20 protein-coding genes are annotated in these 14,296 nt (G+C 64.8%); all 20 read left to right on the top strand.

What is annotated here, in order from left to right:
- The first annotated feature begins 55 nt into the window (after positions 1-55).
- The 20 genes from F8237_RS14200 to F8237_RS14110 all read left to right on the top strand — a co-directional run bounded on the left by F8237_RS14200 (position 56) and on the right by F8237_RS14110 (position 14,218).
- Entirely contained in the window at positions 56-979 is a 924-nt protein-coding gene (locus F8237_RS14200) for a DUF2493 domain-containing protein (RefSeq protein ID WP_006022616.1), read from the top strand.
- A gap of 133 nt (positions 980-1,112) precedes the next feature.
- Positions 1,113-1,517, top strand: a complete 405-nt coding sequence (locus tag F8237_RS14195; RefSeq protein WP_137903083.1) for a hypothetical protein — start codon at positions 1,113-1,115, stop codon at positions 1,515-1,517.
- Between the two features lie 178 nt (positions 1,518-1,695).
- Positions 1,696-1,863 (top strand): hypothetical protein, encoded by a 168-nt coding sequence (locus F8237_RS36350; protein ID WP_006022614.1) that lies wholly within the window; start codon positions 1,696-1,698, stop codon positions 1,861-1,863.
- A 142-nt stretch (positions 1,864-2,005) separates the two neighbouring features.
- Positions 2,006-2,446 (top strand): hypothetical protein, encoded by a 441-nt coding sequence (locus F8237_RS14190; RefSeq protein WP_006022613.1) that lies wholly within the window; start codon positions 2,006-2,008, stop codon positions 2,444-2,446.
- Between the two features lie 581 nt (positions 2,447-3,027).
- Positions 3,028-3,351 (top strand): DUF736 domain-containing protein, encoded by a 324-nt coding sequence (locus tag F8237_RS14185; RefSeq protein ID WP_006022612.1) that lies wholly within the window; start codon positions 3,028-3,030, stop codon positions 3,349-3,351.
- A 184-nt stretch (positions 3,352-3,535) separates the two neighbouring features.
- The gene (locus F8237_RS14180; protein ID WP_006022611.1) at positions 3,536-3,790 is read left to right on the top strand and encodes a helix-turn-helix domain-containing protein; all 255 of its coding nucleotides are present in this window, start codon (positions 3,536-3,538) and stop codon (positions 3,788-3,790) included.
- Between the two features lie 101 nt (positions 3,791-3,891).
- On the top strand, positions 3,892-4,158 hold the full coding sequence (locus F8237_RS14175) for a DNA -binding domain-containing protein (RefSeq protein ID WP_024343455.1): 267 nt from the start codon (positions 3,892-3,894) through the stop codon (positions 4,156-4,158).
- Between the two features lie 111 nt (positions 4,159-4,269).
- Positions 4,270-4,578 carry a transcriptional regulator domain-containing protein gene (locus F8237_RS36870; protein WP_006022609.1) on the top strand — a complete coding sequence of 103 codons (309 nt, stop codon included), beginning with the start codon at positions 4,270-4,272 and terminating at the stop codon, positions 4,576-4,578.
- Positions 4,478-5,044 carry a DUF2285 domain-containing protein gene (locus F8237_RS14165; RefSeq protein WP_024584489.1) on the top strand — a complete coding sequence of 189 codons (567 nt, stop codon included), beginning with the start codon at positions 4,478-4,480 and terminating at the stop codon, positions 5,042-5,044. The genes F8237_RS36870 and F8237_RS14165 overlap by 101 nt, the downstream gene beginning before the upstream one ends.
- 139 nt (positions 5,045-5,183) lie before the next feature.
- Complete coding sequence (locus F8237_RS14160; RefSeq protein WP_006022608.1) at positions 5,184-5,465, top strand: helix-turn-helix transcriptional regulator; 282 nt, start codon at positions 5,184-5,186, stop codon at positions 5,463-5,465.
- 18 nt (positions 5,466-5,483) lie between these two features.
- A complete protein-coding gene (locus F8237_RS14155) occupies positions 5,484-6,644 on the top strand; it encodes a replication initiator protein A (RefSeq protein WP_006022607.1) in 1,161 nt (386 codons plus the stop codon).
- The gene (gene parA, locus F8237_RS14150) at positions 6,641-7,279 is read left to right on the top strand and encodes a ParA family partition ATPase (protein WP_151645510.1); all 639 of its coding nucleotides are present in this window, start codon (positions 6,641-6,643) and stop codon (positions 7,277-7,279) included. The genes F8237_RS14155 and parA overlap by 4 nt, the downstream gene beginning before the upstream one ends.
- On the top strand, positions 7,276-7,530 hold the full coding sequence (locus F8237_RS14145; protein WP_006022605.1) for a hypothetical protein: 255 nt from the start codon (positions 7,276-7,278) through the stop codon (positions 7,528-7,530). Before parA ends, F8237_RS14145 begins: the two co-directional genes overlap by 4 nt.
- Complete coding sequence (locus tag F8237_RS14140; protein ID WP_006022604.1) at positions 7,527-8,048, top strand: DUF2840 domain-containing protein; 522 nt, start codon at positions 7,527-7,529, stop codon at positions 8,046-8,048. Before F8237_RS14145 ends, F8237_RS14140 begins: the two co-directional genes overlap by 4 nt.
- Entirely contained in the window at positions 8,045-8,590 is a 546-nt protein-coding gene (locus tag F8237_RS14135; RefSeq protein WP_006022603.1) for a S26 family signal peptidase, read from the top strand. Before F8237_RS14140 ends, F8237_RS14135 begins: the two co-directional genes overlap by 4 nt.
- Before the next feature lie 70 nt (positions 8,591-8,660).
- Positions 8,661-9,008, top strand: a complete 348-nt coding sequence (locus F8237_RS14130; RefSeq protein ID WP_006022602.1) for a DUF736 domain-containing protein — start codon at positions 8,661-8,663, stop codon at positions 9,006-9,008.
- Between the two features lie 3 nt (positions 9,009-9,011).
- Positions 9,012-9,785: a lytic transglycosylase domain-containing protein gene (locus tag F8237_RS14125; protein WP_006022601.1), complete on the top strand. Its 774-nt coding sequence runs from the start codon at positions 9,012-9,014 to the stop codon at positions 9,783-9,785.
- A gap of 244 nt (positions 9,786-10,029) precedes the next feature.
- Positions 10,030-11,769, top strand: a complete 1,740-nt coding sequence (locus tag F8237_RS14120) for a relaxase/mobilization nuclease domain-containing protein (RefSeq protein WP_033965849.1) — start codon at positions 10,030-10,032, stop codon at positions 11,767-11,769.
- Between the two features lie 24 nt (positions 11,770-11,793).
- Positions 11,794-13,782, top strand: a complete 1,989-nt coding sequence (locus F8237_RS14115) for a conjugal transfer protein TraG (protein ID WP_006022599.1) — start codon at positions 11,794-11,796, stop codon at positions 13,780-13,782.
- Between the two features lie 7 nt (positions 13,783-13,789).
- Positions 13,790-14,218 carry a hypothetical protein gene (locus F8237_RS14110; RefSeq protein WP_006022598.1) on the top strand — a complete coding sequence of 143 codons (429 nt, stop codon included), beginning with the start codon at positions 13,790-13,792 and terminating at the stop codon, positions 14,216-14,218.
- Positions 14,219-14,296: the final 78 nt, after the last annotated feature.

The raw sequence follows: 14,296 nt of genomic DNA, 5'->3' as shown, positions 1-14,296 counted from the left end.
GTGCTTCGTCGCCATGAAGGCCGCGACGGTCGCGGTCCATCCGACGGAGCATCCGATGCGCGATCTCGACGACTACGAACCGCACCACGAATCCTCACCGACTGACCACGTCCTCAACGAATTGCAGCTCCACGGCTACCGGCCTTTCGCCGACGAACCCGATCAGCGGCTTCTGCCGGACGGCAACGCGGTCGCGGGCGCGGTCGCCGACATCTTCGACGCCCTGATCGTGACCCTGGAGGACACGCGCCTCGAACCCGACCTCGACGATCTCCTCTGGTCGACCGTGAACGTCTTTCATCGCGCCGCCGAACGGATCAACCGCGAGCTCGACGACAACGAGCAGGCCCAAAAGCGCTCCCAACGCGAACAGGACGGCAGCGAGGTGAAGTCGGTCGATCTCGAGCGCCTGATCGCCGAGGGCAAGACACAGGTCGAACGCCAGACCGCCTTCGAACTGATGCGCGACCAGGCCGCCGAGCACTACGAACGCCAGGTCGGCAAAGCCTGGCTCCCGCGGTCAGGATCGAAGGTCAATCATCGCAACCTCACCTCGGCGATGATCGACAGCCGCGACTTCATCATGGCGAAGAAGCGTGCCGAGCAGGAAGTGCTCCTGCCGCCTGGACCGAAGATCGCCGTCACCGGCGGGCTCGATTTCGACAACCATCACCTCATCTGGGCCAAGCTCGACCAGGTTCACGAGAAGCACCCCGACATGGTGCTGATCCACGGCAAGTCGCCGAAGGGTGCCGAGAAGATCGCTTCTCTCTGGGCCAGGAATCGCAATGTCCCACAGATCGGCTTTGCACCCGACTGGACGAAGCACGGCCGGGCAGCACCCTTCAAACGCAATGACGAGATGCTGCAAATCCTGCCGAAGGGCGTGCTGCACTTCCCCGGCACCGGCATCAATGACAACCTCGCCGACAAAGCCAAGAAGCTCGGCATCCCGGTGTGGAAATTCGGCGGCGCGTAAGCGCCGCCGCATCGGGCACCTGCTAAACGGCCAAGCCTATGGCATAACGCAACGAATGCAGCGACTGAAGCCACTCCCGAAACCGGCACGTTCGGACGCCGTTCTCGCTGCGGTTTTCCTGGAGAATGCCACCGTGAAGGCTGCAGCCGCCGAATGGGCGGCGGATCAAGGATTCGACAATCAAGCCCTTCATGCGATTGCAATTGCCATCGAACTCCTCCTCAAATCCTATCTGCTTAACGTCGCGACCGATGATGTTTGGAACCGCGCGAACATCGGGCACGATCTCGCCAAGGCACTCCATTATTCGGCTCAAGCCGGCTTGGTGCCTCCTTCACGCATCGAGTGGATTATCAGCCACCTCCATCCGCATTTTCAGCGTGGCGGGTTTCAGCGCGAGCCGTCGAGGAAATGGCCACCAGGCTTTGCGGATGACGCAGGTGAGGTCGCACGGCAGCTCGCGCAGACAGTACGGCTTCACCAACGTCACGGCCACATCGACTCGGCTTCCAGCCCGGAGAAGACCACTCCCCGCTGAATGGCGCTGGTCCTTGGTCCAGCCGATGGCCTGACGCCATCAACCCGTAAAGGGTCGGACTACGCATAGCGTGCCGCCGCGCCGGCGTTGCCTGCGCGGTGATTGCGGCCATCGGCCGAACACATCGGGCGCCTGTCAGCGGGGGGATGGTCCTCCGCTCGAAACAGGAGCCGGATCGATGTCCTTCCCCGACGCACACGCCTTCGCCTTCAGCCTCGCCACCACGCTGATGGCCGTCATCGTCATCTTCCGCGCGGGCGACGGCACTCTCTCGGTGACACCCGCAAACGAATACGACGGCGACGTCTCGGAGATCGTCCACGAGGTCGATCCCTTCGCGCCATGACGGCGCGCCACCCTTCCAGGCGACGCGGAGACCCCTGCGGTTTCCGCTCCCGACGGAGCACAGCTTTTGCTATGCTCCCGAATGCGCCGTGGTGGTGGTGGAAGGCGCGACCGTCAGAATTTGCTCTTTCGGAGACACCACCATGATTATCCTCGGCATTGTCCTATCCTTCGCAGCCATCGGCATCTTGTGCTGGTTGCTGTTCACGCTCGCGGTGTTCGCACTGCCATTCTTCGCGGGCGTGACCGCCGGCACCTGGGCCTATGACACTGGCGCGGGCTGGCTCGGCGCCATCCTTATCGGCATGCTCGGCGCCGGCCTGACGTTGGGCGTGGGGCAGCTCTTGCTTGGAATTGTCCGCCCGCTCTGGGCACGCCTGCTGATCGCGCTGGCATTTGTCGCACCCGCGGCGATCGCCGGCTTCCACGCCACGCATGGCATCGTGAAACACACCATGCCGTCGGAGACCTGGCAGCTCGTGTTCTCCGTCATCGGTGCGGTCGCGGTCGGCGTCACCGCGTTCGCGCGCGTCGCTGGGATGGCAAGCACCGGCCCGTCCAGCCAGGGCATTGCACCAGCCTGACACCACGACGGAACCGTCGCCGGGACGACCAGTCGGGGGTTTCAGCCCTCAGCGTTGTGCAGTTGGAGAGGGAGCCGCGTCACCGGAACCTGACTGAAGCCCATCGTGCGGCCGCCTCAACAGCGCCCGGATTTCTGCTCGGCGCCTCTGTGCGCGGGAACGGTGCAACACGAAGTCGAGGGCGTCATCTCCACTGGCCGACTTCGAAACGAAAGCTCGACCCTCGCCTGTACAAGGGGAGGACGGGTCGCAGATGATCTTCAGCTTGCGCCGTCTGCTGGTTGCGACCGGGTCGCCATGATCTTCCGTTCCTGATTGTCTCCAGACCGCTCCGAACGGCCTCTCCAATGGCCTGATCTGACCGAAGGACGGCTGCGCCTCGACCGCCTATGCCGCAACGGCGCGTCCCGACTTTCTTCCCCTGCCGGCCAAGGCCGTCATTCCTCGCGAAACAACAAAGTCGTTCCTGCCATCCTCCGCGTTGCTCCGGTCGCAAGCGATGCGGCGTCGGTCGCCTCCGGCCTGTCGATCGCCATCGAGGCCGCAATGGAGCGGTCCCGAAAACGAAACGGAGACTTACAATGGCGACCATCGGCACCTTCAAGAAGACCGGCTCGAACGAGTTCACCGGCGAAATCGTAACCCTCAGCGTCCAAGCCAAGGGCGTGCGCATCGTCCCCGACACCCGCGCCACCGGCGAGAACGCCCCCAGCCACCGGGTTCTGGTCGGCCGCGCGGAAATCGGCGCCGCCTGGTCCAAGCGCTCCAACGAGGGCCGCGACTATCTGGGCCTCAAGCTCGACGATCCGAGCTTCAACGCCCCCATCTACGCCAACCTCTTCGACGACGAGGACGGCGACACCCACTCGCTGATCTGGTCCCGCCCGACCCGCCGCGGCGACTGAGCCCCGAGCAAGGCCCCGGCCGAACAGGCCGGGGCCTTTCCACTGCTAGCGCGAATCACTTCGGCCGCCCGGCGAGGGCACCGCCAGCCCTGAGACGCCGATTACCCTCGCAATGGGCGCAAAGAACGACTATTATAGTCGTAGTTCTGGCAAGCGTGTGTCCGTCGGTGGGAGGTGATCATGCATGATCACCGCCCGACAATCGCGGGCCGCACGCGCGTTGCTGGGGTGGACACAGGAGACGCTCGCTGACAAGGCCCGGACATCGCTAACCGCGCTCAAGCGCCTTGAGTCCGAAAGTGGATTAGAGGTGTACGAGTCGACGCGCGATCAGGTGCGAAGGGCGCTTGAAACAGCCGGTATCGTCCTGCTTTCCACCGACAAGGGCGAAGGAGTGCTGCTGCTCCATGAGCGGGACGACCGGCCGACGAGGCGTTAGCAGCGCCGTGATCGCGTGGCGCACACCATCCATCGCACGTTGTCACAGTAATGCCGGGCACGAGTGTTAACGAATGCTTTCCGCGCGAATATAGTCGCCTGATGGAATCCGCGATGCCGCCGTTTCTCGATGCGCCTCCGATCAGCCAGACCCTCACGGCCTATGACCGCGAGCATATGGTTCTCTATCTGCGCCTGCTCGATTCCTCGCGCGACGGAGCTGATTGGCGCGAAGCCGTCCAGATTCTCTTTGGCCTCGATACGGCACGTGAGCCGCAGCGGTGCCGCCAGGTCCATGACACGCATCTCGCCCGCGCGCAGTGGATGACCGAGCACGGCTATCGAGACTTGGTCCGCTCCGCACAGTGATCGCCGCGATGCCGTTTCGGCACCACCCTTTGCCGGCCCTCTGACTTCCACTGAACAACCCAGCCGGGAATCCTGACTCTCCCACAAATTCAAAGACTAGGGAGGATCGCGATGACACCAGATGCTTCCGGCTGGCGTTCATCGGAACGCTATGCGCACGTCGCCGACATGACCGCGTCCGACGTCGCGTGGGAATGGCTGCGCCGCAACGAAACCTACGACAGGGATTTTCAAGCGCTCGGCGACAGCGAAAGTGATCTGCGCACGCTGACCGACGGGATCGGGCAGCGGTGGGGGTTGCGATTTCCCCGTAGACCCGATGCAGGCACCTCCCGAAGCGCAGGTGATCTGGCTTCCCCAGGAAGACACAAGCGCCATCGTTCTTGGCCCACCTCCGGATATTCCGTCCGCAAGCGCTGATCCCCAACCGACGATCGACGCCGCCGTAAGCGTCGATGTCGGCAGCGAGACCCATCTGGTTCTCGATCTCGGAAACGGTCAGCGCGTAGCGCTTGTTCATCCGTCCGAGACACGACCCGCCAAATCTCTTGGCGCCTTCATCCCGCTCGGCCTGGAAGGCTTCGACCGGCTCCAATCGGTCGCCCGCTTGCTCTCCGCCCTCCATGGCCGCGCCATACCGCCCGACACCCGACTGACACGGCAGCAACGTGCTCGGCTGTGCCGGATGCTGCAGGCCTTCGACGGTCATCGCGCGGGCGCGACCCAGCAAGAAATTGCGCAGGTCATATTTCGGATCGGCGCTCTCGGTCGCGACGACTGGCAGGCATCTTCCGCCCGCCACGCCACCAAAGCCCTGCTTCGAGATGCCCGCGCGATGATGGTGGGTGGGTATCGCACGTTGCTTCGTCATCGGCGGCAACTTTAGCCGATCTCCATCCGACTCTTGGTGGGCGAATTTAGGCCCCCCTGAATTCGCCCTGCATCTCGCCGGCCCTGCTTCGCCAACGTGGCCTTCGTTACCCGCCGCTTCCCGGCGGCCCCAACGAACCCACGGAGGCCCTCCCATGCGACCTGATCTCGCCGTTCTCCCGCCGCGCTACCTGCGCACCAAGGAAGCCGCCGAATTCCTCAGCCTATCGGCCCGCACCCTCGAAAAGCATCGGACTTACGGAACGGGTCCGGCCTATCGCAAGCTCGGCGGTCGCGTCGTTTATGCGGTCGACGATCTTGAGGCCTGGGCCGAGCGCGGCGCCGTCACCTCCACCTCCGATCCGCGCGGCAGCGTGCTTCCGGCCAAGCGCCATACGCCTGCGCCGCCGGCACATGCCGGACGATACGCGCGCTGATCGCCCCCGGATTCCCGAATGGCGGCGCGACACCAGTCCCTCTCGGAGCGCGGGCAGCTCGATCTGTTCCGTGCGCTCCCCGGCGAGTTCGCAGCACGAGACGCACAGGATCTCATGGCCTATCCGTTTTTCTCCCTCTCCAAATCGCACCGCGTCGCGCCGATCGACTTCGCCGCCGGCAATGTGTCGATCCGCGTCGAGGCCGTGCCCGATCACGGCATGGCGACCATTTGGGACGCCGACATCCTGATCTGGGCGGCGAGCCAGATCGTCGAGGCGCGTGACGCCGGCCTGCGCACGTCGCGCCTGATGGTCGCCACGCCCTATGAAATTCTCAAATTCATCGGCCGCGGCACGTCCTTACGCGACTATCAGCGCTTGAAGGCCGCGCTCGATCGTCTGCAATCCACGACGGTCTGCACCTCGATCCGCCAATCCGCCGAGGGCCGGCGTCATCGCTTCTCGTGGATCAACGAGTGGAAGGAGCGCACCAACCGCAACGGCAAGCCGGACGGGATCGAGATGATCGTCCCGGACTGGTTTTATCAGGCCGTTCTCGACGATGCGCTCGTGCTGACGATCGACCGGGCCTATTTCGATCTCACAGGCGGGCTCGATCGCTGGCTCTATCGCCTGGTGCGCAAGCACGGCGGGCGCCAGCGCAATGGCTGGCGATTCGACTTTCGCCACCTCCACCAGAAATCCGGCGCGTTGTCACCGTACAAACGCTTCGCCTTCGAGCTGCGCGACATCATCCGTCGCCAGCCGCTTCCCGGCTACACGCTGTTCCTCGAGATCGAGGCCGGCGGCCGAACGTTGCTCGCTTTCGAGCGGACGCCGCCCTGTGGAAAAGCTGTGAAAGGCTTCGTGCCATCGGGAACCCGAAAGCGCGTGCCATCAGGAACCGGCCCCTCGTGCCAACGGGAACCGAAACACGGCCTAACCCACGACAGCAGAACCGAAAATCGCCTCGCTAACTTAGAATCTAACAGAGAATCTAACTTTGAAGAGCGCGCGCGAGAGGTGGAAAACCTCGTCCGGCAGGCCGCGAACGCGCTAAGCGCCGCTGGCAAGCGGCGCACCAGCAGCGCCGCTCTTACCAACGCTGGCGCGGCGAGAAACGGGACCTCCGGCCCTCCGCAGCTTCCCTTCGGTCCACGCCCGGGAGGCCGCCGATGATCGTGGCCTTCCTCAACCAGAAGGGCGGCGTCGGCAAGACGACGCTGGCGCTGCACCTAGCCGGCGAATGGGCCGGTAGGGGAAAGCGGGTCACGCTCGTCGATGCGGACCCCCAGGGTTCGGCGCTCGACTGGTCGCAGCAACGCGCCCGCGAGCACGCGCCGCGCCTGTTCGGCGTCGTCGGCCTGGCGCGCGACACGCTCCACCGTGAGGCGCCCGAGCTGGCGCGCGATGTCGATCATGTGGTGATCGACGGGCCGCCGCGCGTCGCCGGGCTGATGCGATCCGCGCTGCTCGCCGCCGACCTCGTGCTGATCCCCGTGCAGCCGTCGCCGCTCGATGGTTGGGCCTCGGCCGAGATGCTGGCGCTCCTGTCGGAGGCGCGCATCTATCGGCCGGAGCTTCGCGCTCGCTTCGTCCTCAATCGCTGCGGCGCGCGCACCGTGATCGCCCGCGAGACGGCCGAGACGCTCGCCGACCACGATCCGCCAGTGCTGCGCACGGCGATCGGACAGCGCGTCATCTACGCCGACGCCGCGCAATCGGGCCGGCTCGCTTTCGAGATCGACGACGACGGACTCGCCGCGCGCGAGATCGCGGCGCTCGTCACCGAGCTCGAAAGGATCTCACCATGAGCGAGCGATCCGAACGGCGCGGCTTTGCGGCACGTCCGACCAATCAAGAGGCCTGGATCAAGGCCGCAGATGCCACCGCGCCGCGCGCGCCGGACGATGAAGCCTTCACCGCCCGCATGACGATCGACGTCACGCCCGCCTTACGTGGACGGATCAAGATCGCTGCCTTCCGGCGCGGCGTTACCGTTGCCGACATGCTGCGCGAGATGCTCGCGCGCGAATTCCCACACATCGAAGGAGACCCCTCATGACCGGCGCCGCGGCCCCCCGCGCGCGCGGCGGCCCGACGCCGACCGCACGCCACCAAGACAATCTCACCCATGTCGAACTGACCTGGGTTGAGAAGAAGATCGAGAACTGGATCCGCTTCGGCACGCACGCCCACGAACAGATTCTCGATCGCCGTCGGCGTGTCCTGTCTTTTCGCCCCGGCGCGGTCTTCGCCTTCGTGCGCTGGGCCTCGAATGACTTCGGAACGATCATCTCGCGCATCGACGTCGTGCGCTCGGTTGCGCGCGGCGAGACGTACCAGACGCTGCCTTTCGTTCGTCCTGGCGGCGAAATCCTGCTGAAGGTCGAGAGCTGGCCCAGGGTCGAGCGCGTGCTGCAGGCGATCGACGCCATCGAGCGCATCGGCATCGATCCCGAAGCGGTTTCGCCCGATCATTGGCGTCACGTCCACAACCGGCTCGCTGCTGGACACGAGCCGCGCACCTACACGCTCGACCATCATCGCGCATTCCTGCTGCGCCGAAAGGCCGAGTCGTGAGCCGCGCCGGACTTCTCCTGGCGACGACGCTCGCCGCGCTCAGCGTCGGCTATCCCGGCCTCACGCCGATGCCCATCAAGCTGATCTGGAACGCATCGGCGAGCGCGCCCATCGGGTTCTATTCGATCGACTTCGACGGGCCGCTCGACGTTACCGATCTCGTTGCGGTCGATGCGCCCGAGCCGCTCGCGACATTCCTCGCCGAGCGCGGCTACCTGCCCAAGGGCGTGCCGCTGATGAAGCGCATCCTCGCCGTCTCCGGGCAGACCGTTTGCCGTTCGAACCTCACTATCACCGTCGATGGTGTGGAGGTCGGTGCGGCACTGGAGCGCGATCGCGCAGGCCGCGATCTTCCCGTCTGGCAAGGCTGCCGCCGGGTCCAGACTGGCGAAGTCTTCCTCATGAACTGGCAGGTCCGCGACAGCCTCGACGGCCGCTACTTCGGCCTGATCTCGACCGACCAGATCATCGGCCGTGCCGTCCCACTGTGGACCGATGAAGACGGCACCGGCCGCTTCGAATGGCGTGCGCCGACACGCTGACCGCCTTCCCATTCGGCGGGAGCGGTGCTCGCCGATGGCTGTCCCAATCCCCACCGCGAAGGAGACTGACATGCCCCAGATTGGCGAATTCACGCGCGACGAGACCGGCTTCGTCGGGCATCTGACGACGCTGGTTTTGAACCAGGACGTCATAATCATCGCAGCCGAACCGACCGAGGTTGAGAACGCACCGCAGTATCGCGTGCATGTCTTCGACGGCATGAACAATGAGCCGGGCGCGGAGATCGGCGCCGGATGGAAACGCTCCGGAGAGAAGGCCGGCGAATACGTCGCGCTGCTGATCGACGATCCGACATTCCCGCACCCGATCCGCGCCAACATGTTCCGCGACGACGATGGCGGCTCGGCCTGGTCGCTGCATTGGTCGCGTCCGCGCGATCGCGGCGAGAAGGACTGAGCGATGCTTGGCTCTCGTCAACCGAGGAGCCGTTCGATTGCGTCCGGGCCGCGCTGCGCTGCCCGGCGCATGGCTCTCCTCCTCCTTTCCGGCCTTAGCCTCGCGAGCATCATGCCGGCGATCACGATGGCGCAGGACTTGGGCGCCGATCGACCGTCGCCACGCGATCCCTATGGCGATCATATCGCCGAGGCTTCGCGGCGCTTCGGCGTTCCGATCGCATGGATCAGGGCGGTGATGCGTGCCGAAAGTGCAGGCGATCCACGCGCCCTTTCGCCGAAGGGCGCGATGGGCCTGATGCAGATCATGCCGCCCACTTGGGCAGGCTTGCGCCTTCGCCACCGTCTCGGCGCTGATCCTTATGATCCGCATGACAACATCATCGCCGGCGCCGGCTACATCCGCGAGCTGTTCGATCGCTACGGATCGCCCGGCTGGATCGCGGCCTACAATGCCGGTCCTGGTCGTTACGAGGACTCGCTGAAGGGCCGGGCGCTGCCCGCGGAAACGCGCGCCTATGTCGCCATCGTCGCGCCGTCGGTGACCAGCGGCGATGCGACTTGGCCGATCGTGGCCGCCGCGGCCGATGCACTCGCCTGGACACGCGCGCCGCTGTTCATCGCGCAAGCTGAGCGCATATCGATACCCGTTCCCGTACCGGCCGAGCGCGCTTCCGATGCCGCGATGACGACATCGTCCGTGCGCGATGTTTCCGCCATCGAGCCGCAGTCGGGCGGGCTGTTTGTCCCGCGTTCGGGCCAAAGGAATGCGCCATGAGCAGCCCGGTTCCTGATCGCACGATAGCGTGCTCAAGCGCGTCATGGTGTGCGTTGAGGGTAGAGGCAGGCAACACGACCGGACGATGGCAGGATAAAAGGCCGCGAGGTGCGGCTTGGGTCGGTTGTGGTTTTTCAATAGGTTATGAGGCGATTTCGCGATGTGCGGGATTTCCCCGCACCTCACGACTACGCCGATTTTCCTGCGATTTCCTGTGCTTGGCGCGATGTGCGAGGCATCAGCCATGACTGGCGACAGTGATTTCCGCATCCGGCCGGGCCGCATCCGCTCGACCCGTGCGCAGCAGGCTCGTCCCTTCATCGCGCAGGCTCTCGCCGCGGCGAAGAAGGCCGGGGCCGGCGTCTCACGCTCCGGCCGGATCGTGTCCGGCAACCGCTCGCGCTTCGGGCGGGGCCAGCGTGCGAGCATCCAGGCGAACCGGCTGCTCACCGCGCGAACGCGCGGCGCTGTCATCAAGGCGCGCGTCGTGCGCCAGACATCGCGCTCGGCGCCGCTCGCGACCCACCTCAATTATCTGCGCCGCGAAGGCGTGACCCGCGATGGGGAGAAGGCCCATCTCTTCGGTCCCGGGGGCGACGACGCCGATCCGAAGGCCTTTGCGGAACGGTGCCAGGACGACCGCCACCATTTCCGGTTCATCGTCTCGCCCGACGATGCGCCCGACATGGCCGACCTGCGGTCCTTCACCCGCGATCTCGTCACGCAGATGGAAAAGGATCTCGACACCCGCCTCGATTGGGTGGCGGTCGACCACTGGAACACCGAGCATCCCCATGTCCACCTGATCGTGCGCGGGGTCCGTGACGACGGGCAGGACCTCGTCATCTCACGCGACTACATCAAGGAAGGAATGCGCGACCGCGCGCGTGACCTCATCACGCAGGAATTAGGGCCGCGCACCGACCTCGACATCCAGCGCAGCCTGAAACGCCAGGTCGATGCCGAGCGCTTCACGCAGCTTGACCGCCAGCTTATCCGCGATGGCCATGCCACGGGCGTCATCGAGACGGCGATCGATCCGAACGTCCGGCTCGACGAATTTCATGCGCTGAAGGTCGGACGGCTCCGCAAGCTGGAAACACTCGGCCTCGCCGAGCAGGTCGGCCCCGGTCAATGGGCGATCGACACGAAGGCCGAGGCGACTCTGCGTGAACTCGGCGAGCGCGGCGACATCATCAAACGCATGCACCGGGCTTTGACGGATCGCGGCATCGAACGCGGCTCGGCGGGCTATGTGCTCGCGGCCGAAAGCCTCGATGCGCCCGTGATCGGCCGATTGGTCGATCGCGGTCTTGATGACGAGCTGAAGGGCTCCGCCTACGCCGTGGTCGACGGCGTCGACGGCCGCACCCATCACATCAAGCTGCCCGATCTCGAAGCCGCCGGTGACAGCGCGGCGGGTTCGATCGTCGAGTTGCGTGCGTTCGATGATGCACAGGGACAGCGCCGGGTCGCAATCGCCGTCCGCTCCGATCTCGATATCGATCGTCAGGTCACGGCAACCGGCGCGACTTGGCTCGATCGGCAGAACATCGCGCGCGAACCTGCCGCCCTGTCCGAGGCCGGCTTCGGCGCCGAGGTACGGCAGGCGCTGGATCGACGCGCGGATCATCTGGTCGGACAGGGCTTCGGCGAGCGACACGGCCAGCGTGTCACCTTCAATCGCGGGCTGATCGACACGCTGCGCCGTCGCGAGCTGGAAGCGGCCGGCGAAAAACTCTCCGCCGAAACAGGCCAGCCGTTCAATCGCGCGGGAAGCGGCGAGTATGTTGCCGGCACCTACCGCCAGCGTTTGGCACTCGCCTCCGGCCGCTTTGCCATGCTGGACGACGGCCTCGGCTTCCAACTCGTGCCCTGGTCACCCTCTCTGGAAAAGCACCTCGGCAAGCATGTTTCCGGCGTCGCCCGCGATGATGGCGGCATCGACTGGAGCTTTGGCCGCAAACGAGGGCTCGGCCTCTAACCTCTCTCCGAAAGGACCGTTCCAATGTCCGCCACGAAGATCCTATGGGGCCAGATCCTCACCGTTTTCCTGATCGTCCTCGCCACCACTTGGGGCGCAACGGAATGGGTGGCTTGGCGATTGGCGTTCCAGCCGGAGTTGGGCGCGCCGTGGTTCACGCTGTTCGGCTTTCCTTTCTATCTGCCACCCTCCTTCTTCTGGTGGTGGTACGGCTTCGACGCCTACGCACCCGCGATCTTCGTCGAAGGCGCTTTCATCGCGGCGTCCGGTGGCTTCATCTCGATCGCCGTCGCCATCGGCATGTCGGTCTGGCGTGCACGCGAGGCCAAGAAGGTCGAGACCTATGGCTCGGCGCGTTGGGCCGAGAAGAAGGAGGTGGAGACGGCCGGCCTTCTCGGTCCCGATGGTGTCGTGCTGGGACGCTACGAGCACGCTTATCTGCGCCATGATGGGCCTGAACATGTTCTGTGCTTCGCGCCCACCCGAAGCGGCAAGGGTGTTGGCCTCGTTGTGCCCTCGCTGTTGACCTGGCCGGGCTCGGCGATTGTTCACGACATCAAGGGCGAGAACTGGCAGCTCACCGCCGGCTTCCGCGCCAGGCACGGCCGCGTGCTGCTCTTTGACCCGACCAACACAAAATCCGCTGCCTACAATCCTCTGCTCGAGGTGCGCCGCGGCGAATGGGAGGTTCGCGACGTCCAGAACATCGCCGACATCCTGGTCGACCCAGAAGGGTCGTTGGACAAGCGGAACCATTGGGAAAAGACGAGCCATGCGCTGCTAGTCGGCGCGATCCTCCACGTCCTCTATGCGGAAAAGGACAAGACTCTGGCCGGCGTCGCGGCGTTCCTCTCTGATCCGAAGCGACCAATTGAATCCACCCTCGATGCGATGATGAAGACGGCGCATCTCGGCGACGCCGGACCGCATCCCGTGATCGCCAGCGCCGCACGCGAGCTCCTCAACAAATCCGACAACGAACGCTCAGGCGTGCTCTCTACCGCCATGTCGTTCCTGGGACTCTATCGCGATCCCGTCGTCGCCGAAGTGACGCGGCGCTGTGACTGGCGGATCTCCGATATCGTGGGCGGAAAATACCCGGCAACACTCTATCTCGTCGTGCCACCATCCGACATCAACCGCACCAAACCGCTTATCCGACTGATCCTCAATCAAATCGGCCGACGCCTGACCGAGGATCTGCAAGCAAAGGGCGAACGCCATCGTCTCCTGCTGATGTTGGACGAGTTTCCGGCGCTGGGGAGGCTCGACTTCTTTGAGTCAGCACTGGCCTTCATGGCCGGCTACGGTCTGAAGAGCTTCCTGATCGCGCAATCCCTAAACCAGATCGAAAAGGCCTACGGGGCGAACAATTCGATCCTCGACAATTGCCATGTGCGCGTCAGCTTCGCGACCAACGACGAGCGTACCGCCAAGCGCGTTTCGGACGCCCTCGGCACCGCCACCGAGATGAAGGCCATGAAGAACTATGCCGGCCACCGGCTGTCCCCCTGGCTTGGCCATCTGATGGTTTCGCGCTCGGAAACAGCTCGGCCACTGCTCACACCTGGCGAAATCATGCAGCTCCCTCCCACCGACGAGATCGTCATGGCGGCGGGCACGCCGCCGATTCGTGCGAAGAAGGCGCGCTATTACGAGGATGCTCGGTTCAAGGAACGCCTGCTGCCGCCGCCCGCGCTCACAACGTCGCAGCAAGGACAGCCCGACGATTGGACCACGCACCAGTTGCCAGCCCGACCACAGATTGCCGAGGCCACCTTGCTAGCGCAGCCCGCCGATGAAGATCCAACCGAGTCGGAACGCCGCCAGCAACCGGAACTCAATCGGGTGAACCCCGTCGAGAAGAAAGTGCCAATCGACAACCCGTTCGAGATCGATACCGATCGGGACGAGTCTGACGACGATGCCGTGCGCACCAGCCGTATGAACCGGCTCATGCAGGGCGTCGCGCGCCAGGTCTCGCTCGACCCCGGTGACGGCATGGAGCTGTGAGACGCCCGTGACGAAACCACCCCGCAAGCAACGCCTCTCCGTCTATCTCGACCCCTCTGTCATGAACCGGCTCGCAGATCACGCCGCGCGCCGCGACCATTCGCGATCGTTGGTCGCGGAGGCGGCGATCGAGTCATTCCTCTCACCCGATGCCGCCGAACGCCAGGAGGCCGTCATCACGAAACGCCTCGACCAGCTCGACCGACGCATGTCGCGGATGGAGCGCGATATCGGAATATCGGTCGAGATGCTCGCAGTCTTCGTGCGCTTCTGGGTGACCACCACACCGAGTTTGCCAGAACCTGCTGCGCAGGCCGCGCGCGCCAAAGCTGGCGAACGCTATGATCAGTTTGTCACAGCTCTCGGCCGCCGTCTCGCGAAGGGCCCGAAGCTTCATCAGGAGATTTCTGAGGACGTTGATGGCGAGGCAGAATAGCTCGTCAGATCGCGCACGCTCCTGCGTGAGCCCAAGCTGCTCTCCAAGGCCGCATTGAAGTCAGCAATAATCGACTGC

It is taken from the genome of Bradyrhizobium betae, from assembly GCF_008932115.1.
Taxonomy (GTDB): domain Bacteria; phylum Pseudomonadota; class Alphaproteobacteria; order Rhizobiales; family Xanthobacteraceae; genus Bradyrhizobium; species Bradyrhizobium betae.
This window is presented reverse-complemented; position numbering and strand designations above follow the sequence as displayed.

Excerpts from the sequence above, each read along its gene's own strand:
- F8237_RS14190 (WP_006022613.1), top strand. The coding sequence starts at position 2,006 with ATGATTATCCTCGGCATTGTCCTATCCTTCGCAGCCATCGGCATCTTG.
- F8237_RS36870 (WP_006022609.1), top strand. The coding sequence starts at position 4,270 with ATGACACCAGATGCTTCCGGCTGGCGTTCATCGGAACGCTATGCGCAC.
- F8237_RS14140 (WP_006022604.1), top strand. The coding sequence starts at position 7,527 with ATGACCGGCGCCGCGGCCCCCCGCGCGCGCGGCGGCCCGACGCCGACC.
- F8237_RS14165 (WP_024584489.1), top strand. The coding sequence starts at position 4,478 with ATGCAGGCACCTCCCGAAGCGCAGGTGATCTGGCTTCCCCAGGAAGAC.
- F8237_RS36350 (WP_006022614.1), top strand. The coding sequence starts at position 1,696 with ATGTCCTTCCCCGACGCACACGCCTTCGCCTTCAGCCTCGCCACCACG.
- F8237_RS14120 (WP_033965849.1), top strand. The coding sequence starts at position 10,030 with ATGACTGGCGACAGTGATTTCCGCATCCGGCCGGGCCGCATCCGCTCG.
- F8237_RS14115 (WP_006022599.1), top strand. The coding sequence starts at position 11,794 with ATGTCCGCCACGAAGATCCTATGGGGCCAGATCCTCACCGTTTTCCTG.
- F8237_RS14155 (WP_006022607.1), top strand. The coding sequence starts at position 5,484 with ATGGCGGCGCGACACCAGTCCCTCTCGGAGCGCGGGCAGCTCGATCTG.
- F8237_RS14185 (WP_006022612.1), top strand. The coding sequence starts at position 3,028 with ATGGCGACCATCGGCACCTTCAAGAAGACCGGCTCGAACGAGTTCACC.
- parA (WP_151645510.1), top strand. The coding sequence starts at position 6,641 with ATGATCGTGGCCTTCCTCAACCAGAAGGGCGGCGTCGGCAAGACGACG.
- F8237_RS14125 (WP_006022601.1), top strand. The coding sequence starts at position 9,012 with ATGCTTGGCTCTCGTCAACCGAGGAGCCGTTCGATTGCGTCCGGGCCG.
- F8237_RS14145 (WP_006022605.1), top strand. The coding sequence starts at position 7,276 with ATGAGCGAGCGATCCGAACGGCGCGGCTTTGCGGCACGTCCGACCAAT.
- F8237_RS14175 (WP_024343455.1), top strand. The coding sequence starts at position 3,892 with ATGGAATCCGCGATGCCGCCGTTTCTCGATGCGCCTCCGATCAGCCAG.
- F8237_RS14160 (WP_006022608.1), top strand. The coding sequence starts at position 5,184 with ATGCGACCTGATCTCGCCGTTCTCCCGCCGCGCTACCTGCGCACCAAG.
- F8237_RS14130 (WP_006022602.1), top strand. The coding sequence starts at position 8,661 with ATGCCCCAGATTGGCGAATTCACGCGCGACGAGACCGGCTTCGTCGGG.
- F8237_RS14200 (WP_006022616.1), top strand. The coding sequence starts at position 56 with ATGCGCGATCTCGACGACTACGAACCGCACCACGAATCCTCACCGACT.
- F8237_RS14180 (WP_006022611.1), top strand. The coding sequence starts at position 3,536 with ATGATCACCGCCCGACAATCGCGGGCCGCACGCGCGTTGCTGGGGTGG.